This window comes from Roseibium aggregatum IAM 12614 (genome assembly GCF_000168975.1).
Classification (GTDB): Bacteria; Pseudomonadota; Alphaproteobacteria; order Rhizobiales; family Stappiaceae; genus Roseibium; species Roseibium aggregatum.
Window position 1 is genome coordinate 277,861 of record NZ_AAUW01000003.1, and the last position, 25,410, is coordinate 303,270.

The window sequence follows — 25,410 nt, forward strand, 5'->3', positions numbered from 1 at the left end:
CGATTAGTGGCGGCTTGCCCACTCATCGACTTCGCGCTCTGCTTCTTCGCGCGACTTGCCGTAGAGCTCCTGGATCTTGCCGGCAAGCTGATCGCGATTGCCTTCGATCCGGTCCAGATCGTCTTTGGTAAGCTTGCCCCACTGTTCCTGGGCCTTACCTTTAACCTGTTTCCAGTTGCCTTCGATGATATCCCAATTCATGTCGCTTCTCCTTTGATGAGCCGCCGGTCAAATGGTTTCCACTTGCTCCGGTCGGTTGTTGCGGGGCTGCAGGGTCTCAACGTCCTGACAGCGGCATTCGAACCACCTGTCCGGAAGTGCCTCCGCATCAGCCCCGGTTGGGAAATCGCCTGTTTGGGCGATTGGCCTGGCTGCATGAACGGATTGCCCAGGCAGCCAGGGCTTGGATTATTGAGCCGCTTCGTAAGTCGGCAGCGCTTCAAGCTGCTCCTTGGTGGCACCCACGTAGATACGCAGGTCGTCGCCGCTATCTTCACGGATGATCTGCAGTTCGTCGAACGTCATGGCGACCGGCTTTTCGCCGATACCCAGGAAGCCGCCGATGTCCATGACCACCTTCTGGATCTGACCGTCTTCGGAGATCACGAGCTGGTCGATTTCGCCGATGTCTTCGTCATTGGCGTCATAGACACTCGCTTCCTGAAGATCTTCCGCAGTCAGTTCGGAAATGACAGCTTCCTTGTAGCCTTCGCGCTCAACGTCTGCACGCGGCAGCATCGGGCGGCTTGCAGCACTGCCTTCGGCGTTCGAGTCGGCCATTTTGGTGGCTTCAGAAGGTTCTGAAGAACGGTTCGGGTTTTCATAGGCTTCGGCGCTGGTCAGAACGTCCTTGTTGGCGTTGACCACCAGGAAGAAGCTCTCGGCGTCATCCTGCTCGCGAACCACCTTGAGCTGATCCATCGGCAGGGCGATATCCTTCTCGCCAATTCCGATGAAGCCGCCGACACCCAGAACGACTGCCTTCACCGAGCCGTCGAAGCTGAGGATGACATCATCGACTTCGCCGATGTCGTCCCATTCCTTTTCTTCATCGGCCCGCGCCTGATACTCGTCGCTGAACCGGTCGTAGTTCTCCTCGACAGAGTAGATACGCATGCCGATCAGATCGGAAGCAAGAAATTCGCTGGTAGCGGCTGCATCCGTATACTTGTATGTTTGCAGCGCTTTTACTTGTTCAGCCGCGTAAATTGATGTTGTCAGCATCAAGGACATAGCGGTAGCGGTGATAATCCGTTTCATAATGTTATATCCTCTCACATTTATTTCACACGCCAGCAACATCAGTATTTCTGTTGATGAGACAGTTACTGTGAGAACCACCGAGCACAAAAGAAGTTCCGGTCAAAAAACTATTTTTTAAAAAATCGAGCATCCCCTTTGCAAACGCCAGTGGATCATGCACGGCACTCCGCTGGAGACCGGCGCTCAAGATACAGCTTCTCCATTTGGGGTCAGATATTCGCTCCGCAGGGCACTCGTTTGCAGGCAAGTGAGATGGAAAGCCCTGGTGAGAGAACGCCCAGGTCAGGCTGACAAGATCAGGTCAGGTCAGGTCAGGTCAGGCGTCCTGCTGCTCTTCCGAGTCCACGTCGGTATCGTCGTCGCTCTCGCCGTCCTCGTCATCCTGCTCGAGCGTCCTGTCCCACAGAAGACGCAACCCGGCCGAGGTGTCGTTGCGCCACGCAAATTCGGCAACAACCGCCCTGTCGAATTTCCTCATCGTCAGCAGCACTTCCTCGGGAAGCGCCGTCAATCCCTTGGCGGTTATCCGGCAACCGTTCTTGCCTGCATCGACAATCGTGCCACTGATTTCCGTAATTCCGTCGAAGTCTGCGATCTTGACCGGAATGCTGACGTTGTTCCGCTTTTCCCGGCGCTTGTCCGAAACGGATGTTTCGTTCTTGGAGAAGACGACCGCCGCGTCACTGCCTTTTACGGACGTAACATGGGCCTTGAAAAGCTTTGCCGCGTCCTTGGGACGGATACCGATATTTTTATAGAGTTCGCCGATGTCCGGCGAGGTCAACCGAAAACCCCATTCGCTGACATTTGACGCAACGGCGTTGATCACCGACAGATTGTCGAAATCAACCACGAGGACTTCTTCCTCGGCATCCGGTTGATCGAGCAGATGGGCCAAACCATGTAATTTGTTCTCGGAACTCATAGATTCGGTTTACCTTCAGGAAACTTTCATTTCACTTAAAACAATGCCGTTTCCAGGTTAAATTGGCGCTGTTTTCCGCCAGGTTTTCACATAGTGGCTTTCACCGCCCAGGCAACATGAGCAAATTTTCCTATTGGCGAGCGCATCAAAAGCGCGCTTAGGTAGTCCACGCCCATTCGTGCAGCTCTTTTGCCATGGGCGCCCCTCGACCTGCCTTGCCCCCCTTACGCAGGAGTTTCCCATGGCAAAACTTATCGGACTGGCATTTGCGGCTGCCGCAAGCATTGGTTTTCTGGCGCAAGCACATGCAGAAGAATTGTGCCAGGGCTTCGGCCCTCAAACGCCACGCGACATCACCCAGACCGCCGGGTTGAACACATCCTCGGTCTCGATTGCACCGTCCGCCGACAAATTGAACCTGTGCAACATCCACACGCACACGAATGCCGAACACAAAGGCCCAGGCTTTACCGTTTTTGCCGGTGACGGCGAACATGGCGGCTATCAGTGTAATGAAACCGCCGAGCTGACTGAGGCCGAGCTGAAGGCACCTGCCAGCTCAGCCTTCAAGGGAGTGAAGCCCGGCGACACGATTGAAGTCCACTGGGTCTACACTTCCTGCAACGCCACACCCGGCAAGGGCCTCGGCTCCTGCCTGAGTGATGCCTGCGCCAACCCGCAGCTTCGGGTCGAAGCGCAGGTCTTCCTGGTGGTGAACGATGCAGACGCCCTGAATTTTCTCGACTTCGCCTACGACGGTAACATCGTGAATGGCCTGCACCAGCCCAAGGCCCTGCCGGAGGGAACGGGCACACCCGTCACCTTCATCGGGTCGACGACAGGCCCCAGCTACACACAGTCAACCTGTTCTCCGCTGCAAGTGACCTGGAGCGTGAAACCGCAATGTGCCAAGCTGGATATCAACTCGCTCAACGCCTGGGCGGAACAAGGCAATGTCTTCAAGGAAGACTATTCCCACGGCGTCCGCCAACTGGTCACCGCGCCTGAATTGCTGGCCCCGATCGCCAACTGACCGGCCCTCCGCCGCCGGCAACCTCCTCTGCGTTTCCGGCGGCGCCTGCTCCAGAATTTCCTCTCCCGCTCGATGGATGGGTATGTTAATGGATGCCCTGCGCAACGGGCGCGTAACCAGGCCGCTAAATCGATTTAAGAGGATTGTTCATGGCGCTAGAAGCAGCATTTGAGGCTCTCAACCAGCACGCGGAACAATTGGAAGGCACATCTCTTCGGCAACTCTTTGCAGCCGACCCCGCTCGGTTCGAGACGTTCTCCGCCAAAACAGACGACCTGTTGCTCGACTACTCCAAGTCCCGGATCGACGCCAAGGCGCTCGACCTGCTCATCGGCCTTGCTCGCGCCGCAGATGTGGAAGGCAAACGTGCGGCCATGTTTGCCGGCGAAAAGATCAATGGCACCGAACAGCGGGCCGTTCTGCACACGGCCCTGCGCAACCAGTCCGACCAGCCGGTACTGGTCGACGGTGAAGATGTGATGCCCGATGTGCGGGCGGTTCTGGCGGCCATGGCCGATTTTGCCGAAGCCGTCCGCTCCGGCGACCTGACGTCTTCCACCGGCGATGCGTTCACCGATGTCGTTAACATCGGCATTGGCGGCTCGGATCTCGGGCCGGTCATGACCACCATTGCCCTGAGCCCTTACCATGACGGCCCCGAGCTGCACTACGTCTCGAACGTCGACGGCGCCCATATTGCCGATACGCTGGAAAAACTCGACCCGGCCACGACGCTGATCATCGTCGCCTCCAAGACCTTCACCACTATCGAAACCATGACGAACGCGCAGACCGCGCGCAAATGGATCGCCGGCGCACTTGGGGAAGACGCTGTCGGCGACCACTTCGCCGCCGTTTCGACGGCGCTCGACAAGGTCGCAGCCTTCGGCATCGATGAGAGCCGCGTCTTCGGTTTCTGGGACTGGGTCGGCGGGCGCTATTCCGTCTGGTCGGCCATCGGTCTACCCCTGATGATCGCCATCGGACCGGATGCCTTCACAGACTTCCTGTCCGGCGCCCACGCGATGGACACCCACTTCGCAGAAACCCCGCTTGAGCAGAACCTGCCGGTACTGATGGCTTTGGTCGGCGTCTGGAACCGCGATGTGCTGGGCTATTCCACCCGCGCCGTCCTACCCTACGACCAGCGCCTGTCGCGCCTGCCTGCCTATCTGCAGCAGCTCGACATGGAATCGAACGGCAAGCGCGTGAAGCTGGACGGCAGCCCCGTGACGCAGGAAACCGGACCGCTTGTCTGGGGTGAACCCGGCACCAATGGTCAGCATGCGTTTTACCAGCTGCTGCATCAGGGCACGACCGTCATACCCTGTGAATTTCTGATCGCCGCAAACGGCCATGAGGAAGACCTGAAGCACCATCATGATCTTCTGGTCGCAAACTGTCTGGCCCAGTCCGAAGCCCTGATGCTGGGCCGGACGCTTGAAGAGGCAAAGGCCCTGCTCAGCGCGTCCGGTATGGCTTCAAGCGAAGTGGACCGTCTGGCACCGCACAAGGTCTTTCCGGGCGACAGGCCGTCGATAACCCTGGTCTACGACCAGTTGACGCCCTTCGCGCTCGGCCGCCTGATCGCCCTTTACGAACACCGGGTTTTCGTCGAAGGCGCCATCTGGGGAATCAACTCGTTCGACCAGTGGGGCGTGGAATTGGGCAAGGAGCTGGCCACCGCTCTACTGCCGATGGTCAAGGGCGAAGTCTCCGCGGAATCCAAGGACGCCTCCACCAAAGGCTTGCTTGCCGCCCTGAAAAGTTGATTTGGGAACCAGACATTCGTTTACGCGTTAAAAGGTGAGGCGATCTCGTCATAATTTTGCCCAAGCGACCCTATCTGGTTCACATCGTTGAAGAACTCTTCTTGCGATTCACGATAAAGAAGGGCTTGCTGTCGCAAACAGAGATTGCCCCAACGTGCAAAGCAGCTTAGGCTTGGAAAGATTTTATACATTCGACCCGCCGTGGATGCGGTCCGAGAGGGAGACTGATTTCATGAAAAAACTCGTTCTGCTCGCAGCAGTTGGCCTTGCCCTGGCGGGCTGCCAATCGGATAGCCAGCGCGACCGAGCCCTCGTAGGCGGCGGTCTTGGCGCGGCAACCGGTGCAGCAATCGGTGCTGCGGCAACCGGCGATGTCGGCGGTGCGCTGGTTGGTGGTGCAATCGGTGCGGCCGGTGGTGCCATCGTTGGCAGCGCGACGACACCGAAGAACTGCGTCGCTTACGACCGCTACGGCAATCCATACCGGGTCGCTTGCCCGTAACAGAGAGCGATCCTTTTTCGTTTCGGTACGATACCGTTGGGAAGAAAACTATGAAGAAACTCCTTCTGATTGCCGCTTCGGCCGCATTTCTGGCAGGGTGTCAGTCTGACAGTCAAAGAGACCGTGCGCTGGTTGGCGGTGGTCTCGGCGCGGCAACCGGTGCCGTGATCGGTGCCGCCGCCGGTAACGGCGTCGGCCCGGCACTCGCCGGTGCGGCAATCGGTGCAGCAGGCGGTGCCATCGTCGGGTCTGCAACGACGCCCAAGAACTGCGTCGCCTATGACCGGTATGGCAACCCGTATCGCGTCGCCTGCCCCTGATCTCAATTGACCTGAGCCAGTCAGGTCTTCACAGGTTTACGAAATGAAAAAGATCCTGCTGGTGGCCCTCGCAGCCGCTGCCCTTGCTGGTTGTCAATCGAGCAGCCAGAGAGACCGTGCGCTGGTTGGCGGCGGCCTTGGTGCCGCAACCGGTGCCATTGTCGGCGCTGCTGCCGGTGCCGGTGCTGCTCCGGTTCTTGCTGGCGCCGCCATCGGTGCCGCAGGTGGTGCCGTGATCGGCGCTGCGACCACCCCAAAGAACTGCGTGGCACACGACCGCTATGGCAACCCATATCGAGTCGCCTGCCCGTAACGTCTGCAGTTCCCTTGCCTTACTGCAGACGGGAGCGACCACACTTTGCGACTGATACCGGCCATGCCCGTGATTTCAAGGGCATGGCCGTTTTGCTTTCATGATCTGCCTTGGATAAACCCGCCTTGGTAAGAAACTGTTAACCATAGATCGCCACCCTTACCGGACGCATTTTTTCGCCAAGGGGTTCTGGATGAGATCTGTCCTTGCAGCCGCAAGTCTCGCCATTGTGCTGACAGGCTGCGCCAACACCGAAAGTCAACGGGACAGAATGCTGATCGGGGCAGGTCTCGGCGCAGCAACCGGAGCCACGATTGGCGCAGTTGCCGGTTCGACAGTGAATGCGACCCTTGCCGGCGCCGCGCTCGGTGCCGTCGGAGGTGGCCTTATCGGCGTCGTCACTACCCCGCGCAACTGCATAGCCACGGATGAACAGGGCACGCCCTACAAGGTGCGCTGCCCGTAAGCAGCCTCTGCGCCTGACAAACAGGTCAATTTCGCGCGCCATCCCTGCGAAGGCAGGGAGCCGGCAACTCGGCTGAGCTGCGTGTTTTTCCAACTCAACCCGCGCAGAGGACCGATCTTGGTCTTGCCGCCAACGCGTCGCACCGGAACGGCAACGTGAAAGCAAAAAAGCCGGCCCAGAGGACCGGCTTTTCTCATGTTCTGAAGCGAAAGCTTCTATCAGGCAGCCGCACTTTCCTTGGCCTGCTCAAGAGCAACCTTCGGATCGACATAGGCATAGCCGAGAGCGGTTGCGACCGCTTCACAGGTCACCTGGCCGCCGATGACGTTGAGGCCTGGCAGGAAGTGCGGATCGTCGAGCAGCGCCTTCTTCGCGCCCTTGTCGGCCAGCGCCAGGGCAAACGGCAGCGTTGCGTTGTTCAGGGCGTAGGTGGAGGTTTTCGGCACCGCACCCGGCATGTTGGCGACGCAATAGTGAACGACTTCATCGATGATGTAGGTCGGCTCGGAATGCGTCGTTGCCTTGGACGTTTCGAAGCAGCCACCCTGGTCGATGGCGACATCCACGAGAACCGAGCCCGGCTTCATGCGGCTGACCAGTTCGCGCGAGACCAGCTTCGGCGCGGCGGCACCGGCCACCAGCACGGCCCCAATGACCATGTCGGCTTCCAGTACATGCTTTTCCAGCGCAGCCTTGGTTGAATAGACGGTCTTCAGAGCCGGACCGAATGTCTGGGAAAGATTGCCCAGAACAGTGGTGGACCGGTCAAGAACGGTGACATCCGCCCCCAGGCCGAGCGCCATGGTGATGGCATGCGAACCGACCACACCGCCGCCGATCACGACAACCTTGGCCGGTTCCACACCCGGTACACCGCCCACAAGCGTGCCGGAGCCGCCCTGCGCCTTTTCCAGCGCCTTTGCACCGGCAATCACCGACAGGCGGCCGGCAACCTGGGACATCGGCACCAGAAGCGGCAGACCGCCACGGGCATCGACAACGGTTTCATATGCAATGCAGGTCGCACCGGATTTCACCAGATCGGCGGTCTGTTCCGCGTCCGGTGCCAGGTGCAGGTAAGTGAAGAGAATGTGGTCCGGACGCAGCATGGCGCGCTCGACGGCCTGCGGTTCCTTGACCTTCACGATCATGTTGGCCGCATCGAAGACTTCCTTGGCGGTTGCCAGGATCTTCGCGCCTGCCGCTTCGTAATCGGCGTCGCTGGCACCGATGCCGACACCGGCGTTGGTTTCAACGACAACTTCGTGGCCGTGCGCCACCATTTCGACAACGCTGTTCGGGGTCAGACCGACCCGGTATTCATGGTTCTTGATTTCTTTCGGCACACCAATGCGCATAACTCGTCTCCTCTGGAAGCTTTATTGATTGGCGCGGATTCTACCGCTTTTTTTGTCGAATGTGCTTGCGTTCCAGGGGGCTGCAGTTCAAATTTGCGCAATAACCTTGCGTCAGATCATTTGTTCTTCAAATAATCTGCAATCTTTTATCCTCAACCTCGCATTATGTGCGGTGCAGCAAAATGAAACTCGACCGTCTCGACCAGAAGATCCTCAACGTGCTGCAAAGCGACGGCCGCATTGCCAATGCGGATCTGGCGGAAAAGGTGGGCCTGTCGCAATCTGCCTGCCTGCGGCGCATGCGCGCGCTGGAGGAATCCGGCGTCATCGAGAAATATGTCGCGTTGCTGGACCAGAAGAAGCTTGGCCGGCACATGGACGTTTTCGTGGAAATCTCTCTCACCAGCCAATCCAAGGAAACGCTGGAGAATTTCGAACGCGCCGTTGCTCGCTCCGGAGAGATCATGGAGTGTTTCCTGATGGCAGGCGATGCCGACTATATCCTGCGCCTCTCGGCCCGGGATCCGATCGACTTCGAACGCATCCACCGCGATCACCTTGCCCAGCTTCCGGGCGTCCTCAGAATGAAATCCTCCTTCGCCATCCGGCCGATCGTCAGACGCACCGCGATTCCCCTGAATGGCGAAATTTGAACGCTCCTGCCCGCCGGTCCACAGCCAAACCACACGCATTTCCGCCATTGTTTCCAGCGTCTCGACGCAGCCAACGCTGGCGGGTATAGTCCGCATCCATTCAAGTGCCTGGCTTTTCAAGGAACCCGCTCCGGTGACACATACGATCACCCGTTTCATCAATACGACTTACCAGCTTGCCGAATGTCCCACCTGGGACGACAGACTGAACCGCTTGCTCTGGGCCGACATTCAGGGCCGCTCCATCCAGTCGATGGATTGGGCCAACCGCGAGATCACCACCTGGCATTTCGACAATGAGGTCGGCTCCTTCGGCCTGACTGACGATGACCGGCTGATCGTCAGCGTCTGGGACAAGGTCGTCCTGTTCGATCCTGCTAGCGGTTCGAGCGAGCTTCTGGCCGAAGTGCAGGCGGACGAGCCGCGCACACGGCTGAACGATGGCAAGGTCGGACCGGACGGAGCCTTCTGGGTCGGCACCATGGACACCAGCTCCCCGCGCGAGCCGATTGCGGGCCTCTACCGGGTAGACGGCAGTGGCGACGTTGCCGAGATCCGGGACGAGTTGCAATGTTCCAACGGCCTCGCCTGGACGCCGGACGGCACCTACATGTACCACTCCGATACTTCCCCCGGCTGGATCGAATGCTACGGCTTCGATCCGCAGACCGGTGCGCTCGGCTCGAAGATGCTTTACGCCCAGCAAACCAACGACACCGGGCGCCCGGATGGCGCGGCGGTGGATATCGAAGGCAATTACTGGAGTGCTGGCGTTTCCGCTGGTGTCCTCAACTGCTTCGGCCCGGATGGTGATCTGCTGCAGGCCATCAAGCTGCCGGTCGACAAGCCGACCATGCCTTGCTTCTGCGGCCCGGACCTCGACCACCTGATCGTCACCAGCATCAAGCAGCCCGCAGACCCGACCGCCATCGAACCCGACACGCTGTCCGGTGGTCTGTTCCTGGTGGAAGGTCACGGCAAGACCGGCCTGAAGACCTACCGGTTCAAGACGGCGCGCGGCTGAGAAATCGCGGAGCGCTGTCTCTAGGGACAGGCAGCATGCTCCGGTGTTGTGGCACATCCTTCGAGACGGGCCTGCCGGCCCTCCTCAGGATGAGGAGGAGGGAGCGGCTCGGGTCGGACTTTGGGGCACAGTTTCCGCCGCCGTTGCTTCGATTTACCGCCCTACCCATCGCATAACCCCATCCATCACGCAGGCATGCCTCTCAGCCCCCACCCGCCTCATCCTGAGGAAGCGCGGAGCGCTGTCTCGAAGCAACCATGTTTTTAGGTGCTCATCGGCTGCCATTCCCTATTGTCCCTGACCATTGCGTTGAGGATGGTCAGGAGCTTCCGGGAGCAGGCGATGATTGCCTGTTTCTTGCCCGTCCCACCTTTGATGAGGCGTTCGTAGAAGGTTTTGATGATGGGGTTGTGGCGTGCCGCTGACAGGCTTGCCATGAACAGCATCCTGCGCACCTTGGCCCTGCCGCCGGCGATCCTGCGTTGCCCCCGCATCATGCCACTGTCTCTGGCGAAGGGCGCGACGCCAACCAGGGCAGCAATGGCCCGCCGCGAGACCTGCCCCAGTTCGGGCAGGAACGCCAGGAGGCTGACGGCGGCGACCGGCCCGATGCCCGGAACGGCCCTGAGCTGGTCATAGCGCTGGCTCACCTCGGCCTTTTCGCGAATGCAGCTCTGGATCATGCGGTCCAATTCCGCAAGCTTGGCCTCTATCGTCTCCAGTATATCCCGGTGCATGCGCTCCAGATCAGCATCGTCATTGAGGCCGAGCTGATTGCGCAGCCGGGTCTTCTCGGCAACAAAGCTGTCCCGAGCAGAGGCATAGCGCGCAAGCTTCGCCTCGACGTCGCCCGGACGAGGAGCCGACGGCGGATCAAACACCTGCGCATAGTGGGCCAGAACGGCTGCATCCAGCCGGTCGGTCTTGGCCAACCGACTACCGGCCTTGGCAAAGTCCCGGGGGCGGGCCGGATTGACCACACAAACATGGTACCCCTGCTGCTGCAGCGCCTGCACCGCCTTGCGTTCATAGCCACCCGTCGCCTCAAGGACCACGCTCTCGACTGGATGGGATGACAACCATCCCTCAAGAGCCGCATGGCCGTCACCATCATTGGGAAACCGCTGGCTTTTGCCGACTGGCAGAACATGCACATCCAGCGCTGCCTTCGACACGTCAATTCCGACAAAGTGCTTGGTCTCGTCCATCTGTCCCTGCCTTATCTACGCACTCTTGCGCGAGCAACCATTCGGGATAAGTTGGAAAGTGGACCGGGAACCTGGCTTCGAACGGACTTGCCGAGTACCCAGGATGGTACGGTCTCCGGCCCACTTGGGAGGGCAGCAACCGGCCCTCCCAAGACCAATCTAATCAAATCTCAACAGATAAGGATGGCCGCACATTCCAGAACAAGGGGCCAATCCTTCGAGACGGACCTGAACGGTCCTCCTCGGGATGAGGTGGAGTAGGTGGCCCGGCATTGGTGAATTGGTGGGAAGGGTTGCGACCAGGCTTCAGAGTACTGCCTCAACCCGGGCAGCTATTCAGCATCATTGGGAGGCTGGCAGTCCCTGAGGGCTTCAATGATCTGTTCCGCGTTCACCCCAGGAACCTGGATCTTCGTTTCCCCGTAAAGGTGAACGACGGCAACGTCCCCTTTGGTGGTTTGCTCATTGAAGATGCGCACCGACTGGTTCTCGGGAATGAGCACGGCCATGGAGCCGTCCTCCATGCTGAGCAGGATGGAAGACGCAATCAATGTGCAAATCATGTTTCAGCCCCACAACTGGTCAGGTAACCGGCTTTCAACCTGTTCCGGAAAACGGACGGATAACCGATCTTGACCCAGCCACCTAGTAGCGGCAACCCCGGACCCTGACGGGCTTCCACACTGTCTGGGCCGGCTGAACCAGAACCCGGCGGCTGACCGTCTGGTAGACTGCGGGTTTCTGTACCCGGTAGCTGGTGGCTGGCTGGACCAGAACCTTTTCCTTCACCGAACTGTAGATAGCCGGCTGGCGCACCGCAACCCGGGAGGCTGACTGCACGAGAACCTTCTGGCTGACAGTTCGATAAACGGCAGGGTTTTGCACCTTGCACAGGATGTTGCGGCCGTTGATGACCCGGTATTCCCAGCCGATGCTGGCAGGCTGCACCAGAACCCGGCTCTGCCGCGTCTGATAGACGGCAGGTGATGTGCGATAGCTGACCCGTTCGGGCTGCACCAGCACGCGCCGGGCCTGATAGCCGTAGACAGCAGGTTTCTGCACCACGTAGCTGGACGCCGGCTCCACGAGAACCCGTTCGTTGACCGTCCTGTAGACGGCCGGCACTGTTGCCTGTTCATAGCAGGATAATGCGGTTCCCCCTGCCAGCACGGACGTGCTGACCAACGGGGCGACGATCAGCGCGGCAAGCGCGCTCCAGTAGCTGTGACGCATGTACTTTCCCCCAGTCTGGTGCAGGAAAACACCTGCAACCTTGACTTTAGGGAAGTTCCACAAGGGGTTAAAGCTAAAAAGTTAATATCCGTTAAGAAACGCGCTGGCGCCAAGTCAGCCTCAGGCTTCTTTTTCCGTCTCGGCACGGGCACTTTTTTCGTAGTCGGTGTCTTCGTTGATAATGTGGCGGGCTTCTTCCGGCACCCACTCTCCCCAACGCGGCTGAAGCTCGTGGTCGACGGACACCCTGTCATCGAAGACGAAACATTCACCCTTCCAGAGGCTGTCGGCCTCGGGCACCTTTTCCAGATAGTTCAGAATGCCGCCTTCCAGGTGGTAGACTTCCTCAAAGCCGTTCTTCAGCATCCAGGCCGTCGCCTTTTCGCAGCGGATGCCGCCGGTGCAGAACATGGCCACCTTCGGCTTCTTCTGCAATTCGTCTTCGCCTTCCACCCAGGCTGGAAACTCGCGGAACGACTGGGTTTTCGGATTGAGTGCCCGCTCGAAAGTGCCAAAGGCAAATTCGTAGTCGTTGCGCGTGTCGATGACGACAACGTCCGGATCGGAGATCAGCGCGTTCCAGTCCTCCGGCTTGACGTATTCACCGACAATTTCGTTTGGATCGATCCCATCGACCGCAAGCCGAACGATCTCCTGCTTCAGCCTCACCTTCATGCGCTTGAAGACATGACGATGGGTCCAGGCTTCCTTGTGGTTCAGCCCTGCAAGACGCGGATCAGACCGCAGATGCGCCAGCACCTCGCGCACGCCGGCCTCCGGTCCGCAGATGGTGCCGTTGATGCCCTCGCCTGCAAGCAACAGGCTGCCGCGCACATCGCGCGCCTCGCAAAAGGCCTTCAACGGGCTGCGCATGGCCTCGAAGTCATCGAGCGGCGTGAACATATAAAGGGCGGCAACGAGAAATTCGTTCATGGGGCTTGTTCTGTTTCTTGAAGGACGCCGGATCCCAGGGTGCGGACCCCAGGGGCAAAAGCCCTCGCCCGGCTATTGGCGCCCTCTATACAGCCTAAGGGGCCTGTCTGGAAAGTCCGCAGTTTCTCGGACCCGTGGCTCGGCGAAACGAAGATCAGAAAAAACTCAGCCGATAAACTCTTGAAGTGACCGTAAAGTCACCCCAAACGTTTCCAGACCGGCACGGCATTTCATCACTCGAAAGCTTGCCACACGGAAAGATGACATCGCGAGAAATACGTATGAATTCATATGGTTAAAAAAGGACCTTCATTCGCATTCATTTAAGGATCATTAAGCACACAACCGTACCCTTCACCCAGAATTGCCAAGTGGAACAGGCGCACCAAGGATGACCCAGTACAAGGTCACCCCGACGGGGGTGGAACGGTTCTTTTCCGAACGGGACCTGATCGTCTCGAAAACGGATACGCGCGGGCGGATCACCTATGCCAACGACATCTTCCGGGATATCGCCGGGTTCGACGGCAAGGCCCTCGAGAACGCACCGCACAGCCTCATTCGCCACCCGGACATGCCCCGGTGTGTCTTCAAGCTGCTTTGGGACACCATAGAGGCAGGCGGAGAGATCTTCGCCTATGTGGTCAACATGTCTGCCAACGGCGATCACTACTGGGTGCTGGCCCACGTCACACCGTCCTACGACGAGAGCGGCAAGATTATCGGCTATCACTCCAACCGCCGCGTGCCGAACCGGCGCATTGTCGATGACATCATCACCCCGCTTTATGCCCAGCTCAGGCAGACAGAACAGCAGGCGAACAATCGAAAGACCGGCATGCAGGCCGGACACGATCAGCTTGTATCGATCCTTCAATCGAAAGGCGTGAGCTATGACGAGCTCATTCACACTCTTTAACGCAGCGCTCGCCTGCGGTGCCTCGATGACTGCCGGTGCGGCGGCCGTGGTCTGCGCCTTGCTTGGCCTGACGGCGGCAACTGTGGTGTGCGGCGGCCTCGTGATGCTTGCCATGCTGTTTGCGCTTACCGCCGTGCAGCGGACCCGGCGGGGCCTCACAGCTGCGACCGAAGTCTGCAGCCAGGTCGGCTGGGGCAACTTCGAGGCGCGTGCCAGGGATTACACCGAAGCCGGTGAAGTTCGCGACCTGATGACCGCCATGAACCACATGATCGACCGGACGGATGCCTTTCTGCGCGAAGCCGCAGCTTCGATGACCGCGATCGAGAACAACCAGTATTACCGCCGCATCCAGCCCGGTGGCCTCAATGGCAGCTATCTGCAGAATGCGAAGATCATGAATACGGCCATCGAGACGATCAAGGGCCGTGTCGGTGCCTTCCGCCAGTCGACCGACTCCTTCGAAAGCCAGATCAGCCAGATTGCGCAGAGCCTGATGGCCTCCGCCGAACAGATGACCGGAACGGCGGAAGAAATGGAAACCTCCGCCGTTTCCAATTCCGAAGTCGTGACAGCCATTGCAGACGCGGCCGACCTGACGGCGGAAAACGTGAACGCAGCGGCCTCCGCCGCCGATCACCTGTCGACCACCGCCAGCGAGATCAGCGGCCAGATCGAGCGGTCCATCGAGATCGCCCGCGCTGCCGTCGCCCAGGTCACGCAAGGCCAGGAAAAGGCAAACAGCCTGCGCACGTCCGCCGAAGCGATCGGCGAGATCATCAGCCTGATTTCTTCCATCGCCGACCAGACCAACCTGCTGGCGCTGAACGCGACCATTGAGGCCGCGCGGGCGGGTGAAATGGGTAAGGGCTTTGCCGTGGTTGCCGCCGAGGTCAAGGAACTGGCAACGCAGACGGCCAAGGCGACACAGGAGATCACCCAGTCGCTGGAAGAAGTCGACGCGGCCAGCCGCGATACGGCGCAGTCTTTCGACACGATTTCCAAAACCATTACGGAAATCGAATCGATCACCACGATGATTTCCACCGCCTCGGTGAAGCAGGCCGAGGCGACGCAAGCCATTCAGGAAAACGTCACCAACACCGTTGCCTGCACCAACAGAGTCACCGGCATTGTCGACGGTGTCGCCCAGAACGCGGCAACCACCCACGCGGCCTCCAAGACTGTGCTCAGTTCAGCTGAAAGCATGTCTTCCAACGCCGGGCAGCTCACCGAAGCGGTGACAGCCTTCTTCAAATCGCTGAAAAAAGGCCCGCTCGACCAGCAGGACAGCGAAGCCGCCTGACGGCGCCGCCGTCACCTGCAGACGCCGCGGGCGATGACGCCCGGGTTGCCTCTTTTGGGGAATTGGGTCGGCGCTGCGAACAACCTATCTTCAGGACAGAGCCCACCCCTCACCGGATGTTCTGGAGACCCCTATGACCATTCTCGGCGATCTGCTGTCGACCATCTTCGAGCGCCGCTACCGTACGGCAGCGCCCGACCGGCGTGACAACCGGCCGACGGAGGATCTCGTTGCCGCCCTTGCCGGCACGGCCGGCGAAGTCACGGTCGTCGCCGCCGCCAGCACGCTCCTGCAACGGTTTCAGGAAATGGAGGACAGCGAGAAGCTGCAGCTCTTCCGTCACCTCGCCCACGACATGAACATCGATCCGGGAGCCGTGCGCACCGCACTGGACGCTTACGAGGCCACCCCGAACCGGAAAACCTACACTGCCTTCATGGCCGCGGTTGAGCCCAAGCGCCAGGAATTGATCCGCCGGCTGAACCAGATCCCCGGCGCCACCGAGCAACTGGTGCGCATGCGCGCCGATCTCTTGCGCCTCGGCGGCACCGATCCGGAACTGCAGGCGCTCGACCAGGACTTCCGGCATCTGTTCATTTCCTGGTTCAACAGGGGCTTTCTGGTGCTTCGGCCGATCAGTTGGGAAAGCCCGGCGCACATCCTGGAAAAGATCATCGCCTATGAGGCCGTACACGAAATCACCAGTTGGGAAGACCTGCGCAGCCGTCTTGCACCTGGCGACCGAAGGTGTTTCGCCTTCTTTCACCCGTCCATGCCCGACGAACCGCTGATCTTCGTGGAAGTTGCGCTGACGGCCGACATCCCAGGCTCGATCCAGGATCTTCTGGCGGGCGACCGGGAACCGATCACGGCGGCCACGGCGCGCACCGCCGTGTTCTATTCCATTTCCAACTGCCAGGATGGGCTGGCCCGTATCTCCTTCGGCAACTCGCTGATCAAGCAGGTGGCCGCAGACCTTTCGGCAGAGCTGCCGAACCTGAAGACGTTTGTCACCCTGTCACCGATCCCGGGATTGACGAAGTGGCTGTCTGCCGAAGGCATTGCCTATGAAGACGCGGACCCGAAGCTGCTGCGCACCCTCGCCGCGCATTATCTTTTGTCGGCCCGCCGCGAGGATGGGCAGCCGGCTGACCCGGTGGCGCGCTTTCATCTTGGCAACGGAGCCCAGGTGCATGCGGTTCATGCGGATGCCGATACTTCGGCAAAGGGCATTGCCCAATCTGCCGGCGTAATGGTGAATTACCTCTACGACCTCGGCAAGGTTGCCCAGAACCATGATCGCTACGCCGCCGCGCGGGAGATCGCAGCCTCTTCGGATATCAAGGCCCTGGACGCAGGCGCAAAGAAACTGGATCTGCGCCCCAAGCAAACTGAACAGCAGGCCTGATCCGGTCCAGCCTTTCCTCGCATCAGGCAGCCAGCAGCTCCGGATCCGTTGCCAGGACGTCCACCGCTCCAAGGGGCGTGCGCACCACGAAAATGGCGTCGAGACCGGCGTGCTGTGCGTGTGCCAGCGCTTTTTCGCAGCCCATGACCATATAGGCCGTTGCCCATGCGTCGGCCGTCATGCAGCTCTCGGCAATCACCGAGACGGACAGAAGTTCATTTTTGACCGGCGCTCCCGATTGCGGGTTCATCGTGTGCGAGACCGTGCGGCCACCGGCGTTCCGGATCTTGCGATAGGTGCCGGAGGTCGCGATGGCGACATCGGAAACTTCGAGCCTCAGCGCCTCGCGGCGAACATCCGCTTCTGGCGCTTCCAAGGCCACCTGCCAGCCACTGCCACCGGCCTTGCGCCCGCTGGCCCGTAACTCGCCATCGATGCTGACCAGATGGTTCGGCAAGCCCCAGCGATGCATCACCTGGCTGAGGCAATCGACCCCGTAGCCCTTGGCGATGCCGCAAAGGTCCAGCCGGCAGGTCGCCGGACGGCGCAAACGCCGGTTTTTCCGGTCGAATTCCACCTCCCGCCTGCGGCTATTCCAGTCGCCTTGCAACTGTTTGGCCTTGCTCAGGTCCGGGGCGTCCGTTTCCGGTCCGAATCCCCATGCGGACACGAGGTCGCCGACGAACGGATCGAATGCCCCCTCGGACTCCACGCATGTCAGAAGCGCAGCCTCACAGACCTCGAAAGTTTCGTCCGGCAGATCGATCCAGCTTGCCGGCTCCATGCGATTGATTTCACACAGGATCGAATCCGCTTTCCAGGGCGACATCTGCTCATCCACACGGTCGACCGCTTCTTGAAGCTCCCGCTGCAGGGCTTCGGCGTCGAAGTCTAACTCGGAATAAAAGACCACCGAATAGCGGGTTCCCATGGTTTTTCCGCTGATGACATGCCGTCCGGGAACTGAATTGGACGGGATTGCCGGAGTGCCGAGCATCTGAAACATCAATAGACATCCTCCTGATAACGACCGTCTGCCCGCAGTTTCTGAACCGTCAGGCCAAGCGGGCCCAATACATCGTCAAGCGCCTTGCTCACGCCCTCGGCCATGCTGGTGCCGCCACAAATCATGATGTCAGCGCCTTGCCGGACCATCCGGCGCAGCTCCTCCGCATTGGCGCGCAAAGCGTCCTGCACATAGGCGCCGCCCGGAACACGGGAAAAGCTATAGCTGACGTTCCGAACCCGGCCGGATTTTCTGAAAGTGTCGATCTCTTCCCGGTAAAGCTGATCGGACTGCGGATCCCGGCTTCCGGCGAACAGATAGGCAGGTTTGAGAGCGTCATTTGCCCGCACCATGCCGACCAGTGGCGCAACACCCGTGCCTGCTCCGATGAGGATGACTGGAGCCTTGCCCCTGGGCATGTTGAAGCGTGCATTCGGCTGGATAAAGCCAGCTATCCGGTCGCAGGGACCTAGATCGCACAATTGCCCGGAGCACAATCCGCCCGGATGCTTGCTGACCGCGATTTCAAGGAAACCGTCGCTGGCGCTCGAGGCGAGCGAGTAAAAGCGGGGCAAGTCGGATCCCTTCGGCAGGATGCCGATCAGGTCGCCAGCCTTGAAGGACGGCCCTCCTGCGCGGGAAAGACCGAACCTGCCGGGCTTGGTCTGCACCGCGCGAAATCTCAGGATGGATTTCGGCGTCTGATAAGCCTGGCCGAAGTCCTTGCGGGCAACACATTCCCATTCCTTCAGACCCGGCAGATCTGCCGTGTGCTCCACATGAAGGTCGATGCTGATCGCCTTGCCCAGATCGTGGCTCCAGGCGGCGAATTGCTGCGTTGACTGCCGGTCGACCGTGGCCATCGGCAACAACTCTGCGACGCCCATATGTTTCAGAGCTCCCTCGACTTGTCTGGCATAGGCGCAAAACGCCGGGAAGCTTCGATCGCCGAACCCGACGACACTGACAGCCAGATCCGTCTGACAGCTGAACCCCGCTAGACGCGACAGAAAGCGGGAAGCAGACGCAGGTGCGTCACCGTCCCCATAAGTCGCGGCAAGGACGATCAACCGCCTGGCAGAGGGATAGGAGCCGGCAAGATCGTTCATCGCCCCGGTATGGACCACCATCCCCTGCGCCTTCAACGCCGCATGAAGGCTGCGGGCAAAGCCCCAGGTGGAATTGCCTTCGCTGCCAACCAGGATGACAGTGTCCGCCCGTCCGGCAGATACATTACCGGCAATACGAACACTGCGCCGCACGCGGCGAACCCATGTCGCCATGCCCGAGACGAAGAGCACCGGCACACTGAGCCCGGCAATTCCCAGCACAAGCGCATAACCCCAGGCCCCCTGCCCCGTGTGAAGCGTATAGGCGAGCTGATAAAGGCTTTCCGCAGGCGTGTTGGCACTGAAACTCAGAAAGTCACCAGTTGCCTGGTCGATGAAGCCCGACCCTTGAGCGACCGTCAGGCCAAAGACATCAAGGGCATCGCCCTTTGCCGGAAAGACCAGTTCGCGAAGATCCGCAATGTCCACCTTTTGCAGCGCCGGCATGTCGGCAACGGCAAGGACCGGCCCACCGGAGGATTCGGCAAATGACAGGAAGCTGTCCTCAACCGGTGCACCGATCAGCCCGAAAGACGTCAGGGACATGAACAGCCCCGTAACAGCAAGGATGCCCAGCCCGGCAACGGCAATCCGGCCGGCTTCAACATGAAGACGCTGAGCAAATGTGCCGCTCGACGGTTTCAGGAGCTTGCGCCAGCCGCCGCTCCGCGTCACCAGAAGCAGGACACCGCCGACAGACAGCAGGATCATGACAGCCGCACCGATACCAGTCGCAATCCGCCCGGTTTCACCAGCAAACAGCGAGCGGTGCAGTTCGGTAACCGTCTGGAAAAACGCTGAAGGCTGATAGGCTCCAAGGCTCGCACCCGTCGCCGGATTGACCAGGTCTGCCGCAAAGCCGTCAGCATCTGCGTGATAGACAACGACCTGCCCACTTGCCCTGCGCACGATCTTCTGCGGATCGCTGAAATGCGCAACGACCCCGCTCGCAAGCGACGCGACCGTCGTGTCCTCGGCGACGGTCTGGCCAACAGGCTGGGAAAAGCGTGCCACGGCTGGTTCCAGTGAAAGAACAGCGCCAGAAATGGCCATGACTGTCACGAGAACGCCCGCAAGCAGCGTCGGCCATGTGTGAAGGATCCTGAGCATGGGCGGTAACCTCCGTTACATCTTGACCGACAGCTTGCCAACGAAGCCGGATCCGCCAGCACTGGCACCATTGACCAGCGGCACGGCGGCATCGTGTGGCCGGTCCCCCCAGTCTTCGACCGCGGAATCGACGACAACCTGGTAACCGGCATTGATGAGCGCATCGGCGATATTGGCCCGGACCGTCAGCGAACGTCCGCTGCCGACGCTGGGCCCGGTCAGGCCGTCAATCGATCCGCCGGTGCTGGAAACGCCGCGCGCCCAGCCTTTCAGGTGGCGGTAGTATTTCGACTTCCTTCCGGCGACCCAGAGGGTCTGCTGGAACTGGCCAGCTCCGTCGACCAGATAGACGGCCAGATAGGCGCCCGGACCGCCATAGGACTTCATGTCGACGGTCACATTGACGTCCTTGGCCATCGCGGTGGCGGGCATCACCAGGGCCGTTGAAAGCAGCAGAGCGCAGGCGATATTCTTCATGGCGAGTTGATCCTCGTTGCGTTAGACGCCACAAGAAGACGGGATCAAACTGACAGGCACCTGAAGCCAACCCGGAAATCCGTTCAGGCTGGTGTCAGGTTTCCATGTCAGGTGCGCCTGTCGGATGCCTAAACGGGAGAGCGCCTTGCGCGTATTACTGATCGAGGACGATGCCATTCTGGGCGAAGCGATCCACGACCATGTGGTCATGCAGGGCCACGGTGTTGACTGGGTCAAACGCCTTGACGAAGCCGCGCTTGCCCTCGACGCCGTGCCCTATGAACTGATCCTGCTCGACCTGAACCTGCCGGACGGGCTCGGCCTGAATTTCCTGAAGACGCTGCGCCGTGGCGGCAACCAGGTGCCGGTCATTATCGTGACGGCTCAGGACCAGGTGGCCATGCGCATCGAAGGCCTCGACAGCGGTGCGGACGATTATCTGGTCAAGCCGTTTGATCTTGCCGAACTGCGGGCCCGGCTTTCCGCCGTTGCCCGCCGCTATGCCGGCGCGCCCAATCCCGAAACGACACTTGGCGACATCACCCTGGATCTGACCCGCAAGAGCGCCGAACGGGCCGGCAAGCCGGTGGACTTGACCTCTCGTGAATGGGCCGTTCTGGAACGCTTGCTGCGTCACCGCGGCGGCATCGTCTCGAAATCCGATATCGAGGAAAGCCTCTACGCCTTCGGTGCGGAAGTCGAAAGCAACACTGTGGAAGTTTACGTCAGCCGCCTGCGCAAGAAGATCGGTGCCGATGCCGTCACCACCGTGCGCGGGCTCGGCTACAAGGCCGGCGCATGAGACGGACGCCTTCGATAACTTTCCAGCTGGCCCTGCTGCTTGGCGTCTCGACACTGCTGCTCTGGCTGGGCGCCGCCGCCATTGCCGCGCTCGTGCTGAAGCACGAGTTGACGGAAACCTTCGATGACACCCTGCGTCAAAGTGCGCTGCGCCTTCTGCCGCTTGCCGTCCATGACCTGCGCGAAAAGGAAGACCACGAGGAGCGGGAAGAATTTCGCGTCCCGGGTTTTGACGGGTTCGAGACGGAAAATTTCGGCTACCTCATTCGCGACAAGCGAGGCCGGACCCGGCTGGTCTCCGGCAACATGCCCCCTGAAAGCGCCTTTCTCGACCCGATCCCTAGCGGGTTTTTCGAAGTGGACGGCAGACGCGCCCTGTCGTTGCGCGAACGCAAGCGGGGCTACAGCATTGTGCTGGTGGAAACCGGTGATCACCGAAAGACAGTCCTGATGGACGCTGCGGGGGCCCTGCTCCTGCCGCTCGCGGCCCTGCTGCCGTTGATTGGCCTCGGCATCTGGCTGACCGTTCGGATCGCCATGCGGCCGGTTGAACGCCTGCGCCGCGAAATCGCCGAGCGCGGTCACACCAATCTCGAGGGGATCGACATCGAAGGGCATCCGAAGGAACTGGTCCCGATTGCCAACGAGGTTGCCAGCCTGCTCGGTCGATTGCGGTCTGCACTTGATGCGGAGCGTGCATTTTCCGCCATGAGCGCCCATGAATTGCGAACCCCGATTGCCGGTGCTCTTGCCCAGGTGCAACAGCTTTCCGAAGAACTTGCGAACCTGCCGCATCGCGCCAGGGCACAATCGGTAGAAGCTGCGCTGAAGAACCTGTCGGCGCTTTCGGAGAACCTCCTCCGTCTCGCCCGTCTGGAAGCGGGCTTTGCTCGGGCCGATCGGGAAACAGACCTCATGCCGATTCTGAAGTTCCTTCTGCGTGATGCGCAAGATGTGAGCCTTTCGATCCATCCGAACGCCGATCTCACCATCGCGATCAATCCGGATGCTTTCAGCATCGTGATCTCGAACCTCCTTGAGAATGCTCGCCGGCACGGCGGCGATGAGGCCCTCATCTCCGTAACCGCAGGGCCAGGCAAGAAGCTTACCGTTGCCAATACAGGCACGGTTGTGGCGGCTGAAACCCTTCGAAAGCTTGGCGAGAAATTCGTCCGGGGCGAAACACAGGCACGTGGAACCGGCCTCGGACTCGCGCTGGTAAAGACGATTGCCGACCAGACCGGCGGCACACTGACGCTGGCCTCCCCGCGGCACGGTCACGCAGACGGTTTCGAGGTGATCTTGTCCTGGCCGGCGTCTTCCGCAGGGTCAATCCACAAGTTAAAGGGGGCCAGATCATAGGCTCCCCGGTTCACTTCTAAGGGAAGTTGAAGAAGAATACTCGCCTGCCGCGAATTTGTTTGATAATCTGAGATTGGCGAGAGGAGATCCTTGCTATCCCGGATTGAAGCGGCCTCTGCACACTTGGGGACGCCCGGAGACCATTGCCGGTAAAAAAGCCGGCAACCTCCAGGCGCGCAGACCGCTCATGGGACCTCGTCACGCCAGAAATTGTCTGAAAGGCAAAACAAAGAATGACATGCGATGACAAGGCGGCAGGGATGAGCGAAGATCAATACACCAAAGAGCAGCTCGAATTCCTGGAAATATTTGAAATTGCAGCAAGATACGACTGTCTGTTTCTGCTGGATTTCCATTGCTTCGATCTGTTCGATCACGACCAGACAAGCCTGCTGAGCGACGGCGAACGTTCCCAGTTGGCGGCAGCGGCAAGATATGACATCTATGCTGAAGCCATTCAGAAAGGATTTCTACCGAAATCCAGTCCCTTCGGAGGCGTCCATGAGCAACAACGCTTTTGTTGAGCCCCTTTCCTTCTCGCTGATCGAAAATGGATTGGCGGGAGAGAAAACGCAGTTTCTGTTCAGGACCTGGCGCGACAACGAAGGCATTATCGCGCAGGACAGCCAGATGACGCGGCTGAGCCAATACCTGCTCATGACCTTGCCGAGCGCTGAGCCGGGTGACGTGCCGCCGCTGACCTTTGCGGGCAAACACAGCACTTTCCGCCGGTTCTTTCCGCATGCGCTTGAGCCGGAAACGCCGCGTCCGCCGACCAGTTTCCTGCCGTCGGTCTACCGTCAGGGCGTAGCCGATGCCTATCAGATCGTCATGAACGGCGAACCCTGGTTCGACATTCAACGCACGGGCAACAGGCTGGGGGACGGTATTCCGGACATGACGTTGCAGAGGCTGCTGGTAAAGTTCCGCACCAGTGCCGGCTTCACGCGGATTTTCTGTCTCATGACTTTGCTTGAAGTCCACTCGCGATCCTATCAATCAGATCGCACACATCATCAGCCGAGTTCGCAACAAAAATCAGATTGGCATCCAGCGTACCAGGCAAGGGTTCAACCCAGTTCAATGCATGGAAATGTGCCCGGGTGAAGCCGCAGTCGCGCCAGAAGCCATCCATGAAATTGAAGCCCTGCACCCAGCCGTAATAAAAACCGGCACCCCACTCGTCCAGGGCCTCGATCTGCGCCATCTGGTTGAGCAGGCCGCCGAGCTTTGAGCCGCGCCACTCCTTGGCGACTTCCGTTCCCCCCAGATAGACCACATCGCCGGTAATCCGCCGGCCGACGCGCGGCTGCTTGTCGCTCAAGACAACCTTGCCGCCTTCCGCGTTCGGATAGCAGCGGTGAAAATACTTGCGCCAGAAGTCTGTCAGCGTCATCGGATAGGCCATCCTGTCGAAGCGCGCGCACACGCGCCCGACCATCCGGTCCTCCTCGTCCACCAGCGCCAGCCAGAACGCCTGAGAGGGCGTATAGGTGTTGAGGCTCGGGGTGAAATGCCCTTCCAACCGCTTCAGACCGCTGGCGGCCGCCATCGCCTCGACAACATCGAAATCCGACCCGCGGCGCAGCGTCAGCCCCAGGCGTTGAAACTCCCTGTCTATAACGCCCCAGGCACGCTTGAGCTGTGCCTTGTCCAACTCGAAATCCAGTTTATGCATGGATGTCCTGTCTGATGTCGCCCTTCATCCGCATCCCGCGAACAGCCGCCGCGCCAAACGCGGCAAACACCTTGTTTGCTGCCAGGGTGTGGCCCCATAAATGAAGACGAAATGGCGTGAGAAATGGCGAAACCGCGTTAGGAACGGTGCGCGGAGCGGGCTTTATGCCCGGTCACGCATGCTGACGACACGCGGTGAAGCCATTTCCACCTCCTTCGGATTTGACCGGATTGATCTTCCTCAGCGTTGCGAAAGCTTGAAAATGAGCCACATTTCCTGCGCTTTCGCTCCTTGACGAAGCCCAATCCGCCTCAAACCATTTCATCTTCATTTATGTGTCCACACCCTAGATTAGATAGGCACCGATTTTCCCTGCTTGGCAGCACGTTAAGTTGTCTGCCAAGGCGGTCAAACAAGAAAAAATATCAAGGTTAAAACTTGCGGGTACCGTCTTGAAAGACCGGTAGTTTTCAACCGGAGATTCACCGCTTCCAAGAATACCGGTTATCCACTGCACTGCAAATGCCGCTCCGCCTGGCTGGCATTCGCCCCGCTTGAGCCGATCTCGAAGGCTCCGGATTCGCTTTTATATACACATCCTTTGATCAAGTTGTCCGCCTCACCGTAGGCAAATATAATGCCGGCGTTACTGCGCGATAACTTACTGATTTATATTGTTCTTGATTGGAGAGTGCTATGATGAAGCAAATCTTCCTGCTTGCTGCCGTATGCGCAATTTCAACTGCCTCAATCGCCAAAGATCTTCCTGCGTCAGCCAAGCCGATGACGGAGGCGGAACGGATCGAAGTCTTGTCCGGCAAAAAGATCGAGGGAATCTTTTACGGAAAAAACGGCAAGAAGGCCGGAGACTGGATTGTTGAGTGGAACGACAACGGCGACAAGATCGCGGTCGTCACCGTGACCGGCAAAAAGCCGGCGAAGAAAACACTGAAATGGGAAGTGAAAGACGGCCAGCTCTGTGAACAGGGCTTCCGGGACGAGACAATGGTCTGCGGCCACGCAAACAACTACTTCAAGGACGGCAACACCTGTTTCACGACCATGAAGGATTCGAAGTTCATCACAAACGAATTTCCGTGCTGACAGCAGCTACAAGGCAATAACTTTCGTGGCCGTCGACCGGCGGCCACAGATATCGACAAAATGCGCAATGAGAAGCACGGCGCGCAATCACGACGCACCTGAATTTTCAGATTTTCAAAGGAAGAAA

General features: G+C 59.6%; 28 protein-coding genes. 14 read left to right on the plus strand and 14 right to left on the minus strand.

Annotated elements, in window-relative coordinates; all coding sequences use genetic code 11:
- Positions 1 to 3 precede the first annotated feature (3 nt).
- The 4 genes from SIAM614_RS05765 to SIAM614_RS05775 all read right to left on the minus strand — a co-directional run bounded on the left by SIAM614_RS05765 (position 4) and on the right by SIAM614_RS05775 (position 2,188).
- Positions 4 to 201, minus strand: coding sequence for a CsbD family protein (locus SIAM614_RS05765; RefSeq protein ID WP_006932799.1), 198 nt, complete (start codon positions 199 to 201; stop codon positions 4 to 6).
- 207 nt (positions 202 to 408) lie between these two features.
- Entirely contained in the window at positions 409 to 1,260 is an 852-nt protein-coding gene (locus SIAM614_RS05770) for a PRC-barrel domain-containing protein (protein ID WP_040439332.1), read from the minus strand.
- Positions 1,261 to 1,285: 25 nt separating this feature from the next.
- Positions 1,286 to 1,450: a hypothetical protein gene (locus SIAM614_RS31875; protein WP_157139691.1), complete on the minus strand. Its 165-nt coding sequence runs from the start codon at positions 1,448 to 1,450 to the stop codon at positions 1,286 to 1,288.
- Positions 1,451 to 1,579: 129 nt separating this feature from the next.
- Positions 1,580 to 2,188, minus strand: a complete 609-nt coding sequence (locus tag SIAM614_RS05775; RefSeq protein WP_157139692.1) for a PilZ domain-containing protein — start codon at positions 2,186 to 2,188, stop codon at positions 1,580 to 1,582.
- A gap of 241 nt (positions 2,189 to 2,429) precedes the next feature.
- On the opposite strand from SIAM614_RS05775, the gene SIAM614_RS05780 reads away from it, so the two are divergent.
- The 6 genes from SIAM614_RS05780 to SIAM614_RS05805 all read left to right on the plus strand — a co-directional run bounded on the left by SIAM614_RS05780 (position 2,430) and on the right by SIAM614_RS05805 (position 6,594).
- A complete protein-coding gene (locus SIAM614_RS05780) occupies positions 2,430 to 3,221 on the plus strand; it encodes a delta-class carbonic anhydrase (RefSeq protein WP_006932802.1) in 792 nt (263 codons plus the stop codon).
- A gap of 149 nt (positions 3,222 to 3,370) precedes the next feature.
- A complete protein-coding gene (gene pgi, locus SIAM614_RS05785) occupies positions 3,371 to 4,993 on the plus strand; it encodes a glucose-6-phosphate isomerase (RefSeq protein WP_040439333.1) in 1,623 nt (540 codons plus the stop codon).
- A gap of 232 nt (positions 4,994 to 5,225) precedes the next feature.
- The gene (locus SIAM614_RS05790; protein WP_023000610.1) at positions 5,226 to 5,495 is read left to right on the plus strand and encodes a glycine zipper domain-containing protein; all 270 of its coding nucleotides are present in this window, start codon (positions 5,226 to 5,228) and stop codon (positions 5,493 to 5,495) included.
- A gap of 50 nt (positions 5,496 to 5,545) precedes the next feature.
- Positions 5,546 to 5,815, plus strand: coding sequence for a glycine zipper domain-containing protein (locus SIAM614_RS05795; protein WP_006932811.1), 270 nt, complete (start codon positions 5,546 to 5,548; stop codon positions 5,813 to 5,815).
- Between the two features lie 43 nt (positions 5,816 to 5,858).
- Entirely contained in the window at positions 5,859 to 6,128 is a 270-nt protein-coding gene (locus SIAM614_RS05800) for a lipoprotein (RefSeq protein ID WP_006932813.1), read from the plus strand.
- Between the two features lie 193 nt (positions 6,129 to 6,321).
- Positions 6,322 to 6,594: a glycine zipper domain-containing protein gene (locus SIAM614_RS05805; RefSeq protein ID WP_006932815.1), complete on the plus strand. Its 273-nt coding sequence runs from the start codon at positions 6,322 to 6,324 to the stop codon at positions 6,592 to 6,594.
- 218 nt (positions 6,595 to 6,812) lie between these two features.
- Here SIAM614_RS05805 and ald read toward each other — a convergent pair whose 3' ends face one another.
- Entirely contained in the window at positions 6,813 to 7,952 is a 1,140-nt protein-coding gene (gene ald, locus SIAM614_RS05810) for an alanine dehydrogenase (RefSeq protein ID WP_006932817.1), read from the minus strand.
- Between the two features lie 182 nt (positions 7,953 to 8,134).
- Here ald and SIAM614_RS05815 point away from each other — a divergent pair, with 182 nt between their 5' ends.
- A complete protein-coding gene (locus SIAM614_RS05815) occupies positions 8,135 to 8,605 on the plus strand; it encodes an Lrp/AsnC family transcriptional regulator (RefSeq protein ID WP_006932818.1) in 471 nt (156 codons plus the stop codon).
- Positions 8,592 to 9,629, plus strand: a complete 1,038-nt coding sequence (locus tag SIAM614_RS05820) for an SMP-30/gluconolactonase/LRE family protein (RefSeq protein WP_006932820.1) — start codon at positions 8,592 to 8,594, stop codon at positions 9,627 to 9,629. The genes SIAM614_RS05815 and SIAM614_RS05820 overlap by 14 nt, the downstream gene beginning before the upstream one ends.
- Before the next feature lie 263 nt (positions 9,630 to 9,892).
- Here the strand turns inward: SIAM614_RS05820 and SIAM614_RS05825 are convergent, their stop codons facing one another.
- The 4 genes from SIAM614_RS05825 to trhO all read right to left on the minus strand — a co-directional run bounded on the left by SIAM614_RS05825 (position 9,893) and on the right by trhO (position 13,003).
- Positions 9,893 to 10,837 (minus strand): IS110 family transposase, encoded by a 945-nt coding sequence (locus SIAM614_RS05825; RefSeq protein ID WP_006932822.1) that lies wholly within the window; start codon positions 10,835 to 10,837, stop codon positions 9,893 to 9,895.
- 332 nt (positions 10,838 to 11,169) lie between these two features.
- Entirely contained in the window at positions 11,170 to 11,400 is a 231-nt protein-coding gene (locus SIAM614_RS05830; protein WP_006932823.1) for a hypothetical protein, read from the minus strand.
- 82 nt (positions 11,401 to 11,482) lie between these two features.
- Positions 11,483 to 12,070, minus strand: coding sequence for a hypothetical protein (locus SIAM614_RS05835; protein WP_006932824.1), 588 nt, complete (start codon positions 12,068 to 12,070; stop codon positions 11,483 to 11,485).
- 120 nt (positions 12,071 to 12,190) lie between these two features.
- The gene (trhO, locus tag SIAM614_RS05840; RefSeq protein WP_006932825.1) at positions 12,191 to 13,003 is read right to left on the minus strand and encodes an oxygen-dependent tRNA uridine(34) hydroxylase TrhO; all 813 of its coding nucleotides are present in this window, start codon (positions 13,001 to 13,003) and stop codon (positions 12,191 to 12,193) included.
- A 391-nt stretch (positions 13,004 to 13,394) separates the two neighbouring features.
- Here trhO and SIAM614_RS05845 point away from each other — a divergent pair, with 391 nt between their 5' ends.
- The 3 genes from SIAM614_RS05845 (at position 13,395) to SIAM614_RS05855 (ending at position 16,636) form a co-directional block, all read left to right on the plus strand.
- A complete protein-coding gene (locus SIAM614_RS05845) occupies positions 13,395 to 13,922 on the plus strand; it encodes a PAS domain-containing protein (protein WP_006932826.1) in 528 nt (175 codons plus the stop codon).
- The gene (locus SIAM614_RS05850; RefSeq protein ID WP_157139693.1) at positions 13,897 to 15,228 is read left to right on the plus strand and encodes a methyl-accepting chemotaxis protein; all 1,332 of its coding nucleotides are present in this window, start codon (positions 13,897 to 13,899) and stop codon (positions 15,226 to 15,228) included. The genes SIAM614_RS05845 and SIAM614_RS05850 overlap by 26 nt, the downstream gene beginning before the upstream one ends.
- A 133-nt stretch (positions 15,229 to 15,361) precedes the next feature.
- Positions 15,362 to 16,636: a malonyl-CoA decarboxylase gene (locus tag SIAM614_RS05855; protein WP_006932828.1), complete on the plus strand. Its 1,275-nt coding sequence runs from the start codon at positions 15,362 to 15,364 to the stop codon at positions 16,634 to 16,636.
- 22 nt (positions 16,637 to 16,658) lie between these two features.
- On the opposite strand, the gene SIAM614_RS05860 is transcribed toward SIAM614_RS05855, so the two are convergent.
- The 3 genes from SIAM614_RS05860 to SIAM614_RS05870 are packed head-to-tail and all read right to left on the minus strand — an operon-like array spanning position 16,659 to position 20,338.
- Positions 16,659 to 17,642 (minus strand): FAD:protein FMN transferase, encoded by a 984-nt coding sequence (locus SIAM614_RS05860; protein WP_006932829.1) that lies wholly within the window; start codon positions 17,640 to 17,642, stop codon positions 16,659 to 16,661.
- Positions 17,642 to 19,861, minus strand: a complete 2,220-nt coding sequence (locus SIAM614_RS05865) for a PepSY domain-containing protein (RefSeq protein WP_006932830.1) — start codon at positions 19,859 to 19,861, stop codon at positions 17,642 to 17,644. The genes SIAM614_RS05860 and SIAM614_RS05865 overlap by 1 nt, the downstream gene beginning before the upstream one ends.
- A 15-nt stretch (positions 19,862 to 19,876) precedes the next feature.
- Positions 19,877 to 20,338, minus strand: a complete 462-nt coding sequence (locus SIAM614_RS05870) for a DUF2271 domain-containing protein (RefSeq protein WP_006932831.1) — start codon at positions 20,336 to 20,338, stop codon at positions 19,877 to 19,879.
- Between the two features lie 145 nt (positions 20,339 to 20,483).
- Between SIAM614_RS05870 and SIAM614_RS05875 the strand changes: the two genes are divergently transcribed.
- Positions 20,484 to 21,140, plus strand: a complete 657-nt coding sequence (locus tag SIAM614_RS05875) for a response regulator (protein ID WP_006932832.1) — start codon at positions 20,484 to 20,486, stop codon at positions 21,138 to 21,140.
- Complete coding sequence (locus SIAM614_RS05880; protein WP_006932833.1) at positions 21,137 to 22,501, plus strand: sensor histidine kinase; 1,365 nt, start codon at positions 21,137 to 21,139, stop codon at positions 22,499 to 22,501. Before SIAM614_RS05875 ends, SIAM614_RS05880 begins: the two co-directional genes overlap by 4 nt.
- 198 nt (positions 22,502 to 22,699) lie before the next feature.
- On the opposite strand, the gene SIAM614_RS31880 is transcribed toward SIAM614_RS05880, so the two are convergent.
- Positions 22,700 to 23,485 carry a hypothetical protein gene (locus tag SIAM614_RS31880; protein ID WP_157139694.1) on the minus strand — a complete coding sequence of 262 codons (786 nt, stop codon included), beginning with the start codon at positions 23,483 to 23,485 and terminating at the stop codon, positions 22,700 to 22,702.
- Positions 23,463 to 24,179 (minus strand): hypothetical protein, encoded by a 717-nt coding sequence (locus tag SIAM614_RS05890; RefSeq protein WP_006932835.1) that lies wholly within the window; start codon positions 24,177 to 24,179, stop codon positions 23,463 to 23,465. Before SIAM614_RS05890 ends, SIAM614_RS31880 begins: the two co-directional genes overlap by 23 nt.
- A gap of 696 nt (positions 24,180 to 24,875) precedes the next feature.
- On the opposite strand from SIAM614_RS05890, the gene SIAM614_RS05895 reads away from it, so the two are divergent.
- Positions 24,876 to 25,283: a hypothetical protein gene (locus SIAM614_RS05895; RefSeq protein ID WP_006932836.1), complete on the plus strand. Its 408-nt coding sequence runs from the start codon at positions 24,876 to 24,878 to the stop codon at positions 25,281 to 25,283.
- Positions 25,284 to 25,410: the final 127 nt, after the last annotated feature.